Here is a 16,468-nt window from a genome sequence, read left to right on the forward strand (position 1 = left end):
CATGAAAAAACCGTTCCAGAAACAAGTCCTGGAACGGTTTTTGTCGTCTTTTTGACAAAGACAAACGGGGCCTGAAAGCCGGGCTTTCAGGCTGCGTTTTAGCGGCCGCGGCCGCCGGAGCGGTGGGAGGCCGCCGAACGCGGCGCATTGCCGGAACGGTTGCCGCCGCCACCGCCGCCGCCCGACGGGCCGGCGCTGCGTGGCTTGGCGCCGCTGCCGCCCGTTTTCACGCGCACGACGGCGCCGGCTGGCGCGCGGCTGTTGTTGCGGTGGCCGCCGGTGCCGCTGCGCAATTGCACAGGCTGGGCGCGGGCGTTCAGGTCCGGCTCGAAGCCGGGGATGACTTCGCGCGGCAGGGTTTGCTTGATCAGCTTTTCGATGTCTTTCAACATTTCGTGCTCATCCACGCAGACCAGCGACACGGCTTCGCCCTTGGCGCCGGCACGGCCCGTGCGGCCGATACGGTGCACATAGTCTTCCGGAATGTTCGGCAAGTCGTAGTTGACGACGTGCGGCAACTGGTCGATGTCGATGCCGCGCGCGGCGATGTCGGTGGCGACCAGCACTTGCAGGGTGCCATCCTTGAACTCGGACAGGGCGCGCGTGCGCGCCGACTGGCTCTTGTTGCCGTGGATGGCCAGGGCGCCGATGCCGTCCGCGCCCAGCTGCTCGACCAGTTTATTGGCGCCATGCTTGGTGCGCGTAAACACCAGCACTTGCGTCCAGTTGTTCGACTTGATCAGGTAGGACAGCATCGGGTGCTTCTTGTCGCGGTCGACGGGATGGATCTTTTGCTTGATCACTTCCACGGTCGAATTGCGGCGCGCCACTTCGATCATGGCCGGCTTGTTCAGCAAGCCGTCGGCCAGGGCCTTGATCTCTTCCGAGAACGTGGCCGAGAACAGCAGGTTCTGGCGTTTCGGCGGCAGCACGGCCAGCACTTTCTTGATGTCGCGGATGAAGCCCATGTCCAGCATGCGGTCGGCTTCGTCCAGGATCAGGATTTCCACCTTCGACAGGTCGACGGTGCCCTGGCCCATGTGGTCGAGCAAGCGGCCCGGCGTGGCGACGAGGATGTCGACGCCATGCTTCAATTGCTTGATTTGCGGGTTGATGCCGACGCCGCCGAAGATCACGGCCGAATTCAGCTTGGTGTACTTGCTGTAGGCGCGCACGCTTTCCTCGACCTGGGCGGCGAGTTCGCGCGTCGGGGCCAGGATCAGGGCGCGGATGGGGCGCGTCGAGGTGTTGCTGGTGATGGCAGCGCCATTCGCGTCGGTGGACAAACGGTGCAGCACGGGCAGGGTGAAGCCGGCTGTCTTGCCGGTACCGGTCTGTGCGCCGGCCAGCAAGTCGCCGCCAGCGAGCACGGCGGGAATCGCCTGCGACTGGATCGGGGTCGGCACGGTGTAGCCGTGTTCGGTAACTGCACGTACGATAGCGTCGGACAATCCGAGGGAGGAAAAGGACATGGTAACTTTATTGTGAGATCGGCCTGTCGCCATCGTGGGGCGCCAGTCGCAGGCAATCAGATTAGGGGTCGAAAGACAGCGGCAAGGGGACTGGTCATATGTGCCGCACACGCGAAGTATAACAGCATGGCAAAAAACCGCCGAGTTTGTTTAAAGTATGCAATGCCACAGGTAAAAGAAATACATGGCCAGGGCGCGCCTTTTCATGCCGTTTTTCATTATTATTGCCTGTAGCACTCCATTCGCGGGACTCAGCGCGGCGCCGGGGTGTTCACTCCCGGAGGACTATCATGCGTATTGCCGATCTTCGCATCGCCACCCGCCTGTATGGCGGTTTTGCCACCATCGTCCTGTTGCTGGCCGCCCTGGTCACCGTCGCCACGCTGAATGTCGCGCGGCTGGCCGACGCCAATGCCATCAACACCCACACCTACCTGGTACTGGCCGAAAACAGCGCCATCCTGGAAAGCCTGATCAATATGGAAACGGGCCAGCGCGGCTATGTGATCACGGGCGTGGAGGCCTCGCTGGAACCGTACCAGGCGGGTCAGGCCGCGTTCGGCGCGCATCTGGGGAAGGCGCGCGCCCTGACCAGCGACAATCCCGCCCAGCAGGAGCGCCTGGCAAAACTCGATGCCGCCAAGCAAGCCTGGCTGGCCGGCGCGCTCGAACCCGTGATCGCCATGCGGCGCGCCGTGGCGCAGGGCACGGCGGCCATCGAACCCGTGCTGGCGCTGGAAAAGGAGGGCCGGGGCAAGCAGGCCATGGATGCCATGCGGGCCTTGCTGGGCGAGATCGGCCAGGCGGAAACGGCGTTGCTGGCGCAGCGCTCGGAAGCGGCGGCGGCCTTGCAGGCGCGCACGCACTGGACCTTGCTGGGCGGCGGCGCGGCGGCGCTGTTCCTGGCCGCCCTGATCGCCTGGTGGCTGGCGCGCAACATCAGCGTGCCGCTGCGCTCGGCCATCGGCGTGGCCAGGCAGGTGGCGCAGGGCGACCTGACGGTGCAGGTGGACGTGCGCTCGAAGGATGAGACGGGCGAACTGATGCAGGCATTGCAGGACATGACGGCCAGCCTGCTGCGCATCGTCACCGAGGTGCGGGGCGGCACGCAAGCCATCGCCACGGCTTCGCGCCAGATCGCTTCGGGCAACCTCGACCTGTCGGCGCGCACGGAACAGCAGGCCAGTTCGCTGGAGGAAACGGCCTCGTCGATGGAAGAACTGACCGGCACGGTGCAGCAGAACGCGCAGAATGCCCATGAAGCCAACGGCCTGGCCGCATCGGCCTCCGCCGTGGCGGGCAAGGGCGGCAGCGTGGTGGCGCAGGTGGTCGATACCATGGGCTCGATCAACGACTCGTCGCGCAAGATCGTCGACATCATCGCCGTGATCGACGGTATCGCCTTCCAGACGAATATCCTGGCCTTGAACGCGGCCGTGGAGGCGGCCCGGGCGGGCGAGCAGGGGCGCGGCTTTGCCGTCGTCGCCACGGAAGTGCGCAACCTGGCCAAAGATCGGCCGGCGCGGCGAAGGAAATCAAGGCCCTGATCAACGACTCGGTGGCGCAGGTGGAGAGCGGCGCGCGCCTGGTCGACGAAGCGGGCCACACCATGCACGAGATCGTCGACAGCGTGCACAAGGTCAGCAGCATCGTCGGGCATATCTCGGCCGCCAGCGATGAGCAGCGGGCCGGCATCGAGCAAGTCAACCAGGCGATCAGCGAAATGGACCATGTGACCCAGCAAAACGCTTCCTTGGTGGAAGAGGCCGCCGCTGCGGCGGAAGCCATGCAGGAGCAGGCGGCGCGGCTGGCCGATGCGGTGGCCGTGTTCAGGACGGCGCAGGTGGACGCCGTCGCGGCGCCGTCACCCCGGCCCGCCGTGCGCCGTCCCGTGCCGCTCAAGGCGGCGCGCGCACCTGCCCGCCTGAGTGCCAGGCCCGTGGCGCGCCATGCGCCGCAAGTTCCGGCCGGCAAACAGCGCCCAGGGGAAGACGAGTGGGACGAGTTTTAATGCCGCAGTGCATGTGACAACTGTCGCAAAATAGCGCTTGCGTGCATGTGACTGTTGTCGCATAATTGTGTCAATAGTCACTATAAGGATGCACCATGAGCACGCCCTCCGTCACCGAATTGTCGTTATTGAAAGCCTTGTGGAAAGACCACCCGCTGTCCGCGCGTGAATTGCACGCCAGGGTGGAAGACGAGCTGGGCTGGTCGTTTTCGTCCACGCGCAAGACGGTCGAGCGCATGCTGGACAAGGGCATGCTGCTGCAGCGCAGCGTGCATGGCGTGCTCGTGTATGAAGCGAACGTGGACAAGGTGGCCACCCTGGCCGCGTTCGCGCACGACTTTGGCCGGCGCGTGATGGAAATCGATAGTCCCTTGCCGGTCAGTATGTTTACGGGCAGCAAACTGGTGGACCAGCAGGAGCTGGCGGCGCTGGAGCAGCTGCTGCAGGACTGGCCGCTCGAGGGAAAGGAATAGGCGATGCTGCTGTTTTCTCTCACGCGCTGCTGCAGGCCAGCGCCGCCTGTCTCGTGACGGGCCCGCTGCTGTGGGCAATGCTGAGCCTGGCACAACGGCGCTGGCCCGCGCTGGCGGCGCAGCGCAGCGTGTGGCTGGGCGCCCAGCTGGTGCTGGCCGCCGTGTTTGTGCTGCCGCTGCTGCCCGACGCGCGGCAGCTGAGCGTGGTGCCCGAGGTAAGCGTGCCCGTTTTCCTGGCCGGCACGGCGCCCGGCGCGCCGCTGGCCATGGCGGCGCCGGTTGCCGGGCTGCCACCGGCTGCTTCCTGGCTGGCCCTGGTGCCATCCGCCTGGGGCCTGATCTATCTGCTGGGCGTTGCTTGCGCCGTCTGGCGCTGGCGGCGTGGCCACGCCATGCTGCGCACCTTGCTGCAACTGGCGCGGCGCCGCGGCCTGCCTGGCATGGATGTGCTGGAAGTGGACGCGCCGATCTCGCCGATGCTGGTGGGCGTGTGGCGGCCGCGCTTGCTGTTGCCGGCGCACCTGGCGCAATTTACGCCGGAACAGCGGCAGCTGGTGATTGCCCATGAGCTGACCCATGCCCGCCGGCGCGACCCCGTGCTCCTGCTGCTGGCCACTCTGCTGCAGGCGCTGCTGTGGTTCAATCCGGCCGCGCGCTGGCTGGCCGGCCAGCTGGCTTGGGCGCAAGAGCTCGGTTGCGACCGCCAGGTTCTGGCGGGCCGCCCCGCGCGCCAGCGCCAGCAATATGCGGCCGCCCTGGTCCGGCAGCTGGGACTGCAGGCGCAGCCGCTGCCGGGGCTGGCCTTCGGCGGCGGCGGCATGGCCGAGCGCCTGCGGCGCATGCGTGACGGGCAGGGGCGCCCGCCTGCGGCCCTGCGGGTGCTGACGGCGCTGCTGCTGTGCGCGATCGGCGCGGCCAGCCTGGCGCTGCAGCCGGCATTGGCGTGGGCCGTGGCAGCCGCGCCGGCAACCATGCCCGCTGCGACGGCGACGGCGCCAGCGCTCTGGCGCAATCCCCTCGATACCATGCGCGTGACCGGCTTCTTTGGCGTGGTGCGCCAGCTGACGCCGCGGGGCCATCGCGGCATCGATCTGGGCGCCAGGCGCGGCACGCCCGTGCATGCGGCGGCCGACGGCATCGCCAGCGTCAGCGAAGATGCGCGCCTCGGCAAGGCCGTGCGCATCGACCATGGCGGCGGCGTCGAGTCGCTGTATGCCCATCTCGACCGGGTCACGCTCACCACCGGCATGGCCGTCACGGCGGGGCAGGCCATCGGCACCGTGGGCGCCACCGGCCTGGCGACGGGACCGCATCTGCATTTCCAGGTCAGCCGCGACGGGCGCTTGCAGGACCCGCAACAGTGGCTGGCCGGTCTCGATGCCAACGCCACCGCGCACGCCTTGCGCATGCGCAAGGAACAGTTCGGCCATTAGCGTGAGCCGGCCGCAGGTCGGTTGAGCGCGGGAGCGCACGGCCGACACCATCACAACCCTTTCAGGATTCCCCATGCGATTGCGTATTTTGTTGTGCAGCCTTGCGCTGCCGTGGACGGCGCACGTCCGTGCCGCAGACGTTCTCCCTTCCGTGACGGTCACTGCCGGCAAAGTCGACCAGCGCCGCAACGACACCGTCGCCGCCATCGTCGTCGGCCACGAGGAACTGATACGCCAGGGCGAGCGTACCTTGTCCGACGCCCTGAAGCGCCTGCCCGGCATTACCATCGGCGGCACGGCTTCGGGCACGGCTGGCGGGCAGCTCCAGCTGCGCGGGCTGGGCCAGGGTTATACCCTGGTCATGCTCGACGGCGTGCCCGTGCCGCCCGGTTTTTCGCTCGACTCCCTGGATCCGGAACTGGTCGAGCGCGTGGAAATCATGCGCGCCGCCACGGCGCAGTTTTCCGCCCAGGCGATCGCCGGCTCCATCAATATCGTGCTGAAAAAATCGGGCAAGCGGCGCGAGCGCACTGTCAAGCTGGGGGCGTCCGGCAGCCACGGCATGCCCGCCGGCAGCGCCACCGTGCAGTGGTCGGACAAGGACGGCGACCTGTCCTGCGCGCTGGCCGGCACGCTCGCGCACACGGGGCGCCGGGGCGTGCTCGATGAATGGAACCGCGCATACGATGCCGCTGGCGGGCCCACGGTGGTGCGCCATATGCCGCTGACGGAGCGCGTGACCAGCGATGCGTTCGAGCTGGCGCCCCGCCTGCAATGGGCGCTGGCGGGCGAAGACAGCCTGGCCTGGCAAAGCCTGGTCAGCTGGCGCCGCGTGGCCAGCCGCCGCCAGGTCGTGGAAACGGCTTACCTGGGCGGCCATACCGGCTATCCGCACAACGACGCCGCCTTCAGCCAGGACAGCGGCACCGTGCGCAGCGATCTGCACTGGCTGCGCAAGCTGGGGCAAGGGGCCAGCCTCGATATGAAACTGGGCCTCGATGTCAACCACCGCAGCAGCGACTATCTGTTCCAGGGTGTCGGCGCCGCGCCCGGGCCGGCGAATGTGCGCCGCGTCGATGCGGGCGTGGACAACGAGGTGGGCGCGCAGACCAGCGGCACCTACCGCCGGACGCTGGGCGCGGGGCACGCGCTGGCGGCGGGCTGGGATGCGGGGCACCGGCGGCGCGCGGAGTTTCGCCGCGAGCGCCAGCTCTCGCCGGGCGGGCCGCCCGTGCTGCCGGACGCAGACTATGCGGCCACGCTGCGGCGCCTGGCCCTGTTTGCGCAGGATGAATGGGATATCTCCGCGCGCTGGTCGCTGTCTCTGGGGCTGCGCTGGGAAGCCTGGCGCACGGCCAGCACCACCGGCAGCGCGGACGCCGTCGACGTGCGCGCGCAAGTGTGGAGCCCCGTGCTGCACAGCCTGTGGAAGCTGGCCGGCAAGGATCAGCTGCGCCTGGCCGTCACGCGTACCTACAAGGCGCCGCAGATTTTCCAGCTGATCCCGCGCCCCTACCTCAACGACAACGGCAACAGCCCAGCGAATCCCGACAACCAGGGCAACCCGGCGCTGCGCCCGGAGCTGGCGTGGGGCCTCGATGCGGCCTATGAATACTATCCCGAGGAAGGCGCCATGCTGGGCGCCAGCGCCTCGCTGCGGCGCATCGGCGACGTGATGCTGGACCGGCTGTACCAGGACCAGGGGCGCTGGGTGGCCATGCCCGTCAATCAGGGCAGGGCGCAGGTGCGCGGCATCGAACTGGAAGCGAAGCTGCCGTTGGTGGCGCTGTGGGCGGACGCCCCCGCGCTGGACTTGCGGGCGAACGTGGCGCGCAACTGGTCGACGCTGGACGCCGTCGCCGGCCCGGACAACCGCCTCGATGGCCAGCTGCCGTGGAGCGCCAACCTGGGCGCCGATTACCGGCTGTCCAGCAAGCCCTTGACCGTGGGCGGCAATCTGCATTACCAGGGCGGCGGACGGTGGCGCGAGTCAAGCCAGCTGCTGGCCTGGCAGGGCGCCCGCCGCGAACTGGACCTGTACGCCTCGTGGAAGTTCAGCGACCAGCTGCGCCTGCGCGTGTCGGGCGCGCCAATCTGCTGCGGCAGCCTGAGCGCGCGCGCAGCCTGTATGCGGATGGCGCCGGCAGCCTGTTGCGCACGGTCGATACGGGCAGCTACCGCACCCTGCGCGTCATGCTAGAAGGCTCCTTGTAGGCCTTGTTCAGTCGTCGATCTCCGCGACGACGTAAGCGATGCCCTGCGCATCGAGCCAGGCGCGCACGGCGTCCAGGCCGTGCCACGGGTCCGGGCGCAGGTGCTGGCAGACATACAGGCCGGCGGCCGTCAGCCTGGCGTCCGTGTCGGGCATGGCGTTGCCGGGCGGGCGCGGCGCTGGCGCCGCCAGCTCTGGCAGCCGCGCGAGGTGCTGGCGCTGTTCCGGCGTCAGGCTGGCCGTGATCCTGAATTCAAATCCCATGTTTTCTCCTTGATTTGCGGGCCGCCGCAGCGGCTATTTTTCATTATCGAAAAAATTGCACATAGCTTGGCATTCTTTCCGTTTTTGTTTTCAAAGTATCTCGTCCATACTGCATAGCACTGGCCCGGCACACACAGCGTGACGCAAGGGCAGGAGCAGAAGCGCCGTACAACGACATCCCTTTTTTTATATTCAATTATTTTCACCAAGGAAAACATCATGCCTATCGCCACCGCCCAAGCCGCCCAAAAACTGCTGACCCCTGACGATCATACCCTGATCATGATCGACCACCAGTCGCAGATGGCGTTCGCCACCCGCTCGATCGACCTGGCCTTGCTGCGCAACAATGCGGCCCTGGTGGCGAAGGCGGCGGTGCAATTCAATGTGCCGGCGATTTTGACGACGGTGGCGGCCAAGTCGTTCTCCGGCCCTATTTTTGACGAAATCCAGTCCGTCTTCCCCGAACAGGCGCCGGTCGACCGCACGACCATGAACACCTGGGAAGACGCGCGCATCGCCGACAAGGTGAACGGTTACGGCAAGGGCAAGATCGTGCTGGCCGGCCTGTGGACCTCCGTCTGCATCGTCGGCCCCGCCCTGTCGGCGCTGGCGCAGGGCTTCGAGGTGTACGTGATCGCCGACGCCAGCGGCGACGTCTCCGATGAAGCCCATGCGATGGCCATGCAGCGCATGATACAGGCAGGCGCGCAGCCGATGACGTCCGTGCAATACTTGCTGGAACTGCAGCGCGACTGGGCCCGCGGCGAGACCTACAATGAAACGGTGGCGACGGCCGTGGCGCACGGCGGCGGCTATGGCCTGGGCTTGATCTACGCCAAATCCATGTTCAACGCCAGCGAAGGTCATTGAGCTTTCATTGATATCGCGCCAGCGCCGCCCGCCAGCGGGGCGGTATTCTTCACCTGAACCGGGAGTTTCCATGCACGCAAGCACGATTTTACTGAATGGCCGTTTCCACACGGTCGACAGGACGCAGCCGCTGGCGTCCGCCGTCGCCATCGCCGATGGCAAATTCCTCGCCGTCGGCGACGTCGAAGACGTGATGCGCCATCGCGGCCCCGCCACGCAGCTGATCGACCTGGCTGGCCGCACGGTGATTCCCGGCCTGAACGATTCGCATCTGCACCTGATCCGGGGCGGCTTGAACTACAACCTGGAACTGCGCTGGGAAGGCGTGCCGTCGCTGGCCGACGCCTTGCGCATGCTCAAGGAGCAAGCCTTGCGCACGCCGAACCCGCAATGGGTGCGCGTGGTGGGCGGCTGGACGGAATTCCAGTTCGCGGAAAAGCGCATGCCGACGCTCGATGAAATCAACGCGGCCGCGCCCGACACGCCCGTCTTCATCCTGCACATGTACGACCGCGCCCTGCTCAACCGCGCCGCCCTGCGCGCCGTCGGCTACGATAAAAATACGCCGAACCCGCCCGGCGGCGAGATCGTGCGCGATGGGGCCGGCAACCCGACGGGCTTGCTGATCGCCCGGCCGAACGCCATGATCCTGTATGCCACGCTGGCGAAAGGCCCGAAGCTGCCGCTGGAACTGCAGGTCAACTCCACGCGCCAGTTCATGCGCGAACTCAACCGCCTCGGTATCACCAGCGCCATCGACGCCGGCGGCGGCTTCCAGAATTATCCCGAAGACTACGCTGTCGTCGATGAGCTGGCGCAAAAGGAGCAGTTGACGATACGCATCGCCTACAACCTGTTCACGCAAAACAAGGGCGCGGAATTGCAGGACTTCCAGAAGTGGACGGGCATGATCAAGCCCGGCGACGGCACGGATTACTACCGGCACAACGGCGCCGGCGAAATGCTGGTGTTTTCCGCCGCCGACTTCGAGGATTTCCTCGAGCCGCGCCCCGAGCTGGCGGCCGGCATGGAAGACGAGCTGGAAAAGGTCGTGCGCCACCTGGTCGAGCAGCGCTGGCCGTTCCGCCTGCATGCCACCTATGACGAATCGATCAGCCGCATGCTCGACGTGTTTGAAAAAGTCAACCGCGACACGCCGTTCGGCGGCTTGCACTGGCTGTTCGACCACGCGGAAACCATCAGCCCGCGCAATATCGACCGCGTGAAAGCGCTGGGCGGCGGCCTGGCCATCCAGCACCGCATGGCCTTCCAGGGCGAGTATTTCGTCGAGCGTTACGGTTTTGATGCGGCCAGGGCCACGCCGCCCGTGCAGCGCATGCTGGACGCGGGCGTGCCCGTGGGCGGCGGCACGGACGCCACGCGGGTCGCCAGCTACAACCCGTGGACGGCGCTGTACTGGCTCGTTTCCGGGCGCACCGTGGGCGGCCTGGCCCTGACGGATGCGGCGGGCAGACTGTCGCGCGACACGGCGCTGGAACTGTGGACGGCGGGCAGCGCCTGGTTTTCCAGCGAGCAAGGCAAGAAGGGGCGCATCCGCGAGGGCATGCTGGCCGACCTTTCCGTGCTGTCGGCCGATTACTTTACGGTGCCGGAAGAGGCGATCAAGTCCATCGAATCCGTGCTGACCATGGTGGGCGGCAAGGTCGTCTACGCCCAGGGAGAATTCACGGCGCTGGCGCCGCCGGCCATCCCCGTGCTGCCCGAGTGGTCGCCCGTGCGCACGGTGCCCGGCCATTACCGGCCCGCAGCCAGGCCGGCGCAAGCGCAAGCCATGCTGCCGCACCAGTGCGCGGGCGCCTGCGGCGTGCATGCGCATGCGCACGACCGGGCGCGCAAGTCGGCCGTGCCGGTTGCCGACTTTTCCGGTTTCTGGGGCACCCTGGGCTGCAGCTGCTTCGCCTTCTAGGCGGCCGGGCCTTATTTTGAAAGACGCAGGATGGCCGAGGCGAGCCGCGTGAAACAGGGACTCAGGTCGCTTTCGGTGGCCGCATAGCAGTACAGGCCCATGGGTTCGGCCGGCTTGCGGCAACGCGTTGGCGCATCGCTCGTGTTGGCCATGCAGCGCAGCAAGTCTTCGCCGATTTCATTGTCCGGCCCTGCCATGCCCTTCAGCGCGGCGCCCATGCCCAGGGTAAAGATGTAGGTTTTTTCCAGGCGCGCCTTGCTGGCCATCGCTTCTGCCAGGTTGCGCGATGCACGGTGCATATTGGTCCACTGAAGTTTTCTGGTGGACATATCTTTGCTCACTGCACGCGGCGCAGTGGTCACGATGGGGAATTCGCGTGCCGTCGGATCGTCGGCCGGCTGGGCGGGAGGATTGTGCGCGTTATACCAGGCCGGCAATTCACTGATCAGGTTTCTGGCGCAATAGGTCTCGGGCGCGAGCTTGGTGCTGGTTGCATCGATACGGTACAGTCCATCTGTCGCAAAACCGCTCGATGGTAAATCGTCGTACACGGCCAGCGCTCCCGCTTTCGTGCAATTGCCCGTGGTAGCGGGGAAAAAGTAAGAGGAAAAGGCGGACGGCGAGCCGTCGGAAAAGAACACGATGACGCGCAGGCTGGAGCGATTGACCTGGCTGATGCCCTTGAGTTGATCAAGGGCATTCCACATGCCTTCCGAATAATTCGTGCCGCCTTCAAACTTGTAGCCATTGATGGCATTGCCAGCCTGCGTGCGATTGAAGCCGCGATCGCTTGTCTTGATCGGCAGATCGAGTTGCGCGCCGCTGGCAAAATGCAGGAGGCCCACGCGGTCCACGGTGGAATTGAATTTATTCAGGAAGGAAATGCCCGCAGCCCGCACGGCGTCCGCATTGTTTTTCAGCGACCCCGACGTATCCATCACCAGCACCATGTCCAGATCCTTGCGGATGGTTTGCGCGCTGGCGGCCACGTTCATGGTCTTGAAGCCGAGTATGCCCATCAGCGAGACGGGCAGGGAGGCGGTGGCCGAGACGTCGATGGTGACGGTGCCCTTGTCGAAGGTCACGCCGACGGGGTTCAGTACGGGCGTGGAGAGCAGGAACTGATCCGGATAATTGATGTCAAAAAACTCCTTGGCCGACTGGCGCGCACTGTCCCGCTGTTCCGCTTCGGAGTTGCCTGTAGTAACGCCGCGCGCCGCCGCCAGGCTGGCCGAGTCGACGGCCGCATTGAGCTTGGCCTTGACGAAGTAGCCGAGGGCCGAATCGATGGCCAAGCCCGCCGAGGCGATCAGGACGACGGCCGACAGCGCCACCATGATCAGCACTTGGCCGCCTTGCCGCTTGTGTGGAATGCGCATCAGAATATCGTCATCGAAGTCAGGTTGGGGCCCAGGATGGGCGTCGTGCTGTTGCCAATTTTCAAGGTGCCGAAAAGCATGTCGAAATTGTAGAAAGTTTCCACGGCGTAGATCAGTTCGCCGTCCGCCAGTTGGTTCTGCATCAATGCCACCGTGGGAGCATAGTCGTCCTTGGCGATGCTGGTGCACGTGCCATTGCTCCAGCTGCTGCATTGCCACACCTGGCTGGCGGGCAGGTAGCCGCTGGCCTTGGCGCCGGCGTCCCAGCGGTACTGTTCCAGCACGATATTGCGCAAGCCGCTCTTCGCCGTGTAGCCCATGATCTTGGTGACGTAGATCATGCCGCGCCTGTTCATGTCCAGCGGCGGCGTGCTGGCGGCCAGCGCATTCATGATGGTCTGGCTTGAGCCGCTCAGGTCGGACGTCGAGCGCGAGGCCAGGTTGGCGCCTTCGCGGCTGATGTTGAGCAGGATGATCTTGGCCTGGATGGCGCGCGACAGGTCGACCACCATGAACAGCAGCAGCGCCAGCAGCGGCAGCACGATGGCAAATTCGATGGCGGCGATGCCGCGCGCGGCGCGCCGCGCAAGAGGGCGGGAGCGCATCACAGGCCGCCAAAGCTTTCATTGCGCATGGTGGCGGCCACGACGTAGGGCGATTTGCCGTCCTTGTAGAAGGCGGCCATCAGCGGCGTGGCGAATTTCCAGTTGTATGCGACGGAAATGACGACGATATCGCCGCTGTTGCCGAACATGCCGGTGCTGGTGCCGCTGGTGCCATTGACCGTGATGACGGGATTGACTTTGTCGTAGATGCCCATGGAACTGGCTTTCATCTTTTGAATGACGGCCTGGTAGCGCTGCTGGTTGCTGCTGGCCGGATCGAGATCCTTGTTCCCCGTCACGGCATAGCGTGCGCCTTCGCGCACCGCATGCTGCATGGTGAGATTGGCGAAATAGGCCATGCTCAGTTCGATCATGCCGATCAGCAGCAGCAGGAAGACCGGGGCAATGATGGCAAACTCGACAAGGGTGGCGCCAGCCTGCCGGATGCTGCATGGCGGAGGGCGGGAAAAGCGGGCCGTAGCCTTGCTGAGCATCATTTCGGGTATCCAGGTAAAGGCTCGCGCCTGCGTTTTATGGCAATGCATTCAAATCAATTTGCCTCAGCTCATTTTATCGCGCTTTGCGCGAGTGAGGTTCGCATTAAAATGCACGGAAATCAAGTTTATTATAATTTACATAGTCAATGGCGGGCTGCCCATTCCTAATTTGTATTCCTGAGAGTAATATGCGGAGCGTACGGAAATTAAAAAATAATTAAGCAATTTCCGGCATGCCGAACCGATGGTGCTTTTTGCAAAGATGAAATGAGTATGCTGCAACAGCAACAATTGCAATGGGGAAAGAGCGGCGTGCCAGCCTTGCCGCCGGAGGAGCATGCTGACTTGCAAATAATCTCAGGCATGCGCTTATTCTTGGCCGTGACGGCATTATTGGCACTGATGCTCAATTCCGGCAGCCAGGGCTTGTCCGGGCAATTGGCTTGGGTAATTTTCCCCCTGTATGTGCTGTATGGCGCGGTATTGCTGGTTTTGCTGCATTTTCATCGCGGCAGCGGCAAATTGGTGTATTGGCTCGACGTATGCTGGTGCGGCCTGATCGTGTTGTGCACCGGCGGCGGCGAGAGTTACTTTTTCCCCGGGTTTTTCTTTGCGATCCTGGCGTCCTCGTTCCAGCGGGGATACGATGAAGGCGCCCGGATAACGCTCGCTTCCTGTGCCATGCTGGTGCTGGCGTCGGTGCTGTCGGAGCAGGAGCCGAATCTGCCGCACCTGCTCTTGCGCACGGCGTTTGTCCTGGCGCTGGGCTGCATGATCGCTTGCTGGGGTGGCCTGAGCGTGCAGCACAAGCGCCGCCTGGCCTTGCTGCGCGAGGTGGGCCAGCAATCGAATCCCCGTTTCGGGGTCGATCATACGGTGGCGTCGATGCTGGAGAAGGCGCGCGTCTTCTTTGGCGCCAGCAGTTGCATCCTGGTCATGCGCGAGGGCGGCGCCGCGCATTGGCAGTTGCGCACGGCGCTCGACGACAGCAGGGGAAATGGCGGGCGCGTCAGCCAGATGAGCGAAGCGGCCGTGGCGCCGCTGATGGTGTTCGAGGCCAGCCAGAGCGTACTGTACGCGTCGTCGCTGCGTTCGCGCCTCGGGCTGGCGCATGCCTGGCAGGGCAAGGCACGCGCCAGCGCCAGATGGCAGCGGCTCGACATCGACGCGACGCAGGGCACCGCGCTGACGGAACTCTTCGATGCGCGGTCCTTCATCAGCGTTCCCTTGCCTTTGCATAAGGGACAGGGCCGGCTGTACGTGCTGGCGTCCACAACCCGGCTGTCGAAGGCCGACGCCATGTTCTTGACGCATATCGTTGCACAAGTATTTCCCCAACTGGAGAATATCGCCATTCTCGACAAGCTCGCCTCCGGCGCCGCTTACCGCGAACGGCAGAAAATTGCCCGCGATTTGCACGATTCGACCATCCAGCCCTACATCGGCCTGCGCCATGGCTTGAGCGCCTTGCGGGGCAAGGTGGCCGCCGGCAGTCCCCTGCTGGCCGACCTCGACAAGCTGATCGAGATGAGCGGCCAGGTGATAGCCGACTTGCGCCAGATGGCGCAGACGGTGCGCGGCGGCAAGGAGCGGTACGACGAGCCGGAGCTGCTGGCGGCCCTGCGGCGCCAGGCGCAACAGTTGAAGAAATTCTTTGGCATCGACATCGAGATTGTCTCGGACCGGACGTTCCTTCTCAGCGACAGGCTGGCGGCGGAAGTGTTTCAGATCGTCAATGAAGGCATGAGCAACATCCGCAGGCACACCACGGCCCGCGAGGGCTGCGTGCGCCTGGCCTGCGGGACGCATGCCGTGTCGATCTCGATCGAAAATGCCGCCGAGTCCGGCGCACCGGGGCGCGTGCCGTTCATGCCCGCTTCCATCGCTGAACGCGCGCAGGCGCTGGGCGGCACCGTGCAGGTTGGCCAGGCGGCTGGCGGCGCCACGGCGGTGCGTATCGAAATTCCCGTGTAAGGGCCCGGCCCTGCGCGCCGTGGCACATTGAAGGTAAGCCTATGTCAAGTCTGCATCCCATCCGCGTCATGCTGGTCGACGATCATAAAACCATGTTGTGGGGCCTGGAAAAAATGCTGGAGGACGCGTGCCCGGCGATGACAGTGGTCGCCAGCGTCAGCAATATTGGCGATGCCGTGGCGCTGGCCGGCAGCTTGCAGCCCGATATCGTCGTACTCGACGTCGATCTCGATGGCGTGTGTGCCGTCGATTCCGTGCCGGCGCTGGTGGCCAACGGCGTCACGCGCGCGCTGATGTTCAGCGGCACGCGCGACCAGGAAGTGCTGGCCCGCGCCGTGCGCAGCGGTGCGCGCGGCGTGATCGGCAAGGAAGTGGCGGCGGAACAGCTCATCGATGCCATCGCGCGCGTGCACCGCGGCGAACTCTGCCTGGACCAGGCCTTGCTGGGCAGTCTGCTGGGAGCGCTGATCAAGCCGGTCCCGGCACCGGCGGCGCCCGATCCGGAGGCGGCGCGCATCGCCCTGCTGACCATCAAGGAACGCAAGATCGTTGTCATGATGGTGGAAGGCAATGGCGCACTCAACAAAACCATAGCGCAGCGCGCCTTCATTTCCGAGCAAACCTTGCGCAACCATTTGACGTCGATTTACAGCAAACTGGACGTGGCCAACCGCCTGGAACTCTATGTCTACGCCTTGAAGAACGGCCTTGCGGGACCCCAGGAATGCTGAATCCAGTACAAATGTACTGATATTGCAAAAGAAAAAAGCTCTTTTGTACCAGTTAAAAAATTACTTTTATCTGATTAATATCACTATTTATTTATTTATAATATATGAATCGGCAATCGGTAAATGCCGCTGAATTAGTCAGACTGATATTGCGAATAGGGCCAAGGGCAGGAAAGGCCGGAAAAAAATGATACGCCAGGCATCGTGTATTTAATGCGCGGTTGGCGCAGCAATTCATTTTCCGCTTATACCTGGCGATGCTCGCTGATCGCCTTGGTGTGCCTGCCTGTACTTTCGCCCATATGCAAGGATCCGTGGCATAGATCCACTTCTGGCTGTATCCGCAGTTGTCATGACGTTGTAAAACTTACTCTGAATGGATTAATCATGAATTTCATCAAAAATTTTATCGCTGAAGAAGATGGCGTTACCGCAATCGAATACGGCCTGATCGCCGCGCTGATCGCTGTCGCGATCGTTGGCGTCGTGAAAACTGTGGGTACCGATCTGGGTGCCGTATTTACCAGCGTTTCGAAGAACTTGACAGGCAAGTAATCGCCACGCGTGCTATGGCAGTGCGCGCCCCTCCGGGCGCGCGCCGATGGTGGCCCGGATCA

13 protein-coding genes and 1 pseudogene are annotated in these 16,468 nt (G+C 64.4%); 9 read left to right on the forward strand and 5 right to left on the reverse strand.

Annotated features, from left to right (window positions below; genetic code table 11):
• Positions 1–98 precede the first annotated feature (98 nt).
• On the reverse strand, positions 99–1,472 hold the full coding sequence (locus ACQVLG_RS17015; RefSeq protein WP_474290315.1) for a DEAD/DEAH box helicase: 1,374 nt from the start codon (positions 1,470–1,472) through the stop codon (positions 99–101).
• A gap of 290 nt (positions 1,473–1,762) precedes the next feature.
• On the opposite strand from ACQVLG_RS17015, the pseudogene ACQVLG_RS17020 reads away from it, so the two are divergent.
• From ACQVLG_RS17020 to ACQVLG_RS17035, 4 genes and pseudogenes are all read left to right on the forward strand, one after another.
• Positions 1,763–3,483, forward strand: a pseudogene (locus tag ACQVLG_RS17020) (methyl-accepting chemotaxis protein).
• A 95-nt stretch (positions 3,484–3,578) separates the two neighbouring features.
• The gene (locus ACQVLG_RS17025; RefSeq protein WP_230541739.1) at positions 3,579–3,956 is read left to right on the forward strand and encodes a BlaI/MecI/CopY family transcriptional regulator; all 378 of its coding nucleotides are present in this window, start codon (positions 3,579–3,581) and stop codon (positions 3,954–3,956) included.
• A 29-nt stretch (positions 3,957–3,985) separates the two neighbouring features.
• Positions 3,986–5,389 (forward strand): peptidoglycan DD-metalloendopeptidase family protein, encoded by a 1,404-nt coding sequence (locus ACQVLG_RS17030; protein ID WP_474295681.1) that lies wholly within the window; start codon positions 3,986–3,988, stop codon positions 5,387–5,389.
• Positions 5,390–5,540: 151 nt separating this feature from the next.
• The gene (locus tag ACQVLG_RS17035) at positions 5,541–7,589 is read left to right on the forward strand and encodes a TonB-dependent receptor plug domain-containing protein (RefSeq protein WP_474290316.1); all 2,049 of its coding nucleotides are present in this window, start codon (positions 5,541–5,543) and stop codon (positions 7,587–7,589) included.
• Positions 7,590–7,610: 21 nt separating this feature from the next.
• Here ACQVLG_RS17035 and ACQVLG_RS17040 read toward each other — a convergent pair whose 3' ends face one another.
• Positions 7,611–7,865 carry a hypothetical protein gene (locus ACQVLG_RS17040; protein ID WP_230541736.1) on the reverse strand — a complete coding sequence of 85 codons (255 nt, stop codon included), beginning with the start codon at positions 7,863–7,865 and terminating at the stop codon, positions 7,611–7,613.
• 219 nt (positions 7,866–8,084) lie between these two features.
• Here ACQVLG_RS17040 and ACQVLG_RS17045 point away from each other — a divergent pair, with 219 nt between their 5' ends.
• Both ACQVLG_RS17045 and ACQVLG_RS17050 read left to right on the forward strand, forming a co-directional pair.
• A complete protein-coding gene (locus ACQVLG_RS17045; RefSeq protein WP_474290317.1) occupies positions 8,085–8,738 on the forward strand; it encodes a hydrolase in 654 nt (217 codons plus the stop codon).
• Between the two features lie 70 nt (positions 8,739–8,808).
• Positions 8,809–10,665: an amidohydrolase gene (locus ACQVLG_RS17050; RefSeq protein WP_474290318.1), complete on the forward strand. Its 1,857-nt coding sequence runs from the start codon at positions 8,809–8,811 to the stop codon at positions 10,663–10,665.
• An 11-nt stretch (positions 10,666–10,676) separates the two neighbouring features.
• Here the strand turns inward: ACQVLG_RS17050 and ACQVLG_RS17055 are convergent, their stop codons facing one another.
• From ACQVLG_RS17055 to ACQVLG_RS17065, 3 genes are read right to left on the reverse strand one after another with little or no spacing between them, the layout of a single operon-like run.
• A complete protein-coding gene (locus ACQVLG_RS17055) occupies positions 10,677–12,044 on the reverse strand; it encodes a vWA domain-containing protein (protein WP_474290319.1) in 1,368 nt (455 codons plus the stop codon).
• Entirely contained in the window at positions 12,044–12,649 is a 606-nt protein-coding gene (locus ACQVLG_RS17060) for a TadE/TadG family type IV pilus assembly protein (RefSeq protein WP_230541732.1), read from the reverse strand. The genes ACQVLG_RS17055 and ACQVLG_RS17060 overlap by 1 nt, the downstream gene beginning before the upstream one ends.
• Positions 12,649–13,143: a TadE family protein gene (locus ACQVLG_RS17065; protein WP_474290320.1), complete on the reverse strand. Its 495-nt coding sequence runs from the start codon at positions 13,141–13,143 to the stop codon at positions 12,649–12,651. The genes ACQVLG_RS17060 and ACQVLG_RS17065 overlap by 1 nt, the downstream gene beginning before the upstream one ends.
• Before the next feature lie 366 nt (positions 13,144–13,509).
• On the opposite strand from ACQVLG_RS17065, the gene ACQVLG_RS17070 reads away from it, so the two are divergent.
• The 3 genes from ACQVLG_RS17070 to ACQVLG_RS17080 all read left to right on the forward strand — a co-directional run bounded on the left by ACQVLG_RS17070 (position 13,510) and on the right by ACQVLG_RS17080 (position 16,406).
• Positions 13,510–15,120, forward strand: a complete 1,611-nt coding sequence (locus ACQVLG_RS17070; protein WP_474290321.1) for a sensor histidine kinase — start codon at positions 13,510–13,512, stop codon at positions 15,118–15,120.
• Between the two features lie 41 nt (positions 15,121–15,161).
• On the forward strand, positions 15,162–15,851 hold the full coding sequence (locus tag ACQVLG_RS17075; RefSeq protein WP_474290322.1) for a response regulator: 690 nt from the start codon (positions 15,162–15,164) through the stop codon (positions 15,849–15,851).
• A gap of 387 nt (positions 15,852–16,238) precedes the next feature.
• Positions 16,239–16,406, forward strand: coding sequence for a Flp family type IVb pilin (locus tag ACQVLG_RS17080; RefSeq protein ID WP_230541728.1), 168 nt, complete (start codon positions 16,239–16,241; stop codon positions 16,404–16,406).
• Positions 16,407–16,468 lie beyond the last annotated feature (62 nt).

The sequence above is a fragment of the Janthinobacterium sp. TPC_1 genome, assembly GCF_056037845.1.

What these genes read in the sequence shown, in the direction of transcription:
- ACQVLG_RS17065 (WP_474290320.1), bottom strand. Translation starts at nt 13,143, where the DNA reads ATGCTCAGCAAGGCTACGGCCCGCTTTTCCCGCCCTCCGCCATGCAGC.
- ACQVLG_RS17015 (WP_474290315.1), bottom strand. Translation starts at nt 1,472, where the DNA reads ATGTCCTTTTCCTCCCTCGGATTGTCCGACGCTATCGTACGTGCAGTT.
- ACQVLG_RS17040 (WP_230541736.1), bottom strand. Translation starts at nt 7,865, where the DNA reads ATGGGATTTGAATTCAGGATCACGGCCAGCCTGACGCCGGAACAGCGC.
- ACQVLG_RS17045 (WP_474290317.1), top strand. Translation starts at nt 8,085, where the DNA reads ATGCCTATCGCCACCGCCCAAGCCGCCCAAAAACTGCTGACCCCTGAC.
- ACQVLG_RS17080 (WP_230541728.1), top strand. Translation starts at nt 16,239, where the DNA reads ATGAATTTCATCAAAAATTTTATCGCTGAAGAAGATGGCGTTACCGCA.
- ACQVLG_RS17050 (WP_474290318.1), top strand. Translation starts at nt 8,809, where the DNA reads ATGCACGCAAGCACGATTTTACTGAATGGCCGTTTCCACACGGTCGAC.
- ACQVLG_RS17070 (WP_474290321.1), top strand. Translation starts at nt 13,510, where the DNA reads ATGCGCTTATTCTTGGCCGTGACGGCATTATTGGCACTGATGCTCAAT.
- ACQVLG_RS17060 (WP_230541732.1), bottom strand. Translation starts at nt 12,649, where the DNA reads ATGCGCTCCCGCCCTCTTGCGCGGCGCGCCGCGCGCGGCATCGCCGCC.
- ACQVLG_RS17075 (WP_474290322.1), top strand. Translation starts at nt 15,162, where the DNA reads ATGTCAAGTCTGCATCCCATCCGCGTCATGCTGGTCGACGATCATAAA.
- ACQVLG_RS17055 (WP_474290319.1), bottom strand. Translation starts at nt 12,044, where the DNA reads ATGCGCATTCCACACAAGCGGCAAGGCGGCCAAGTGCTGATCATGGTG.
- ACQVLG_RS17025 (WP_230541739.1), top strand. Translation starts at nt 3,579, where the DNA reads ATGAGCACGCCCTCCGTCACCGAATTGTCGTTATTGAAAGCCTTGTGG.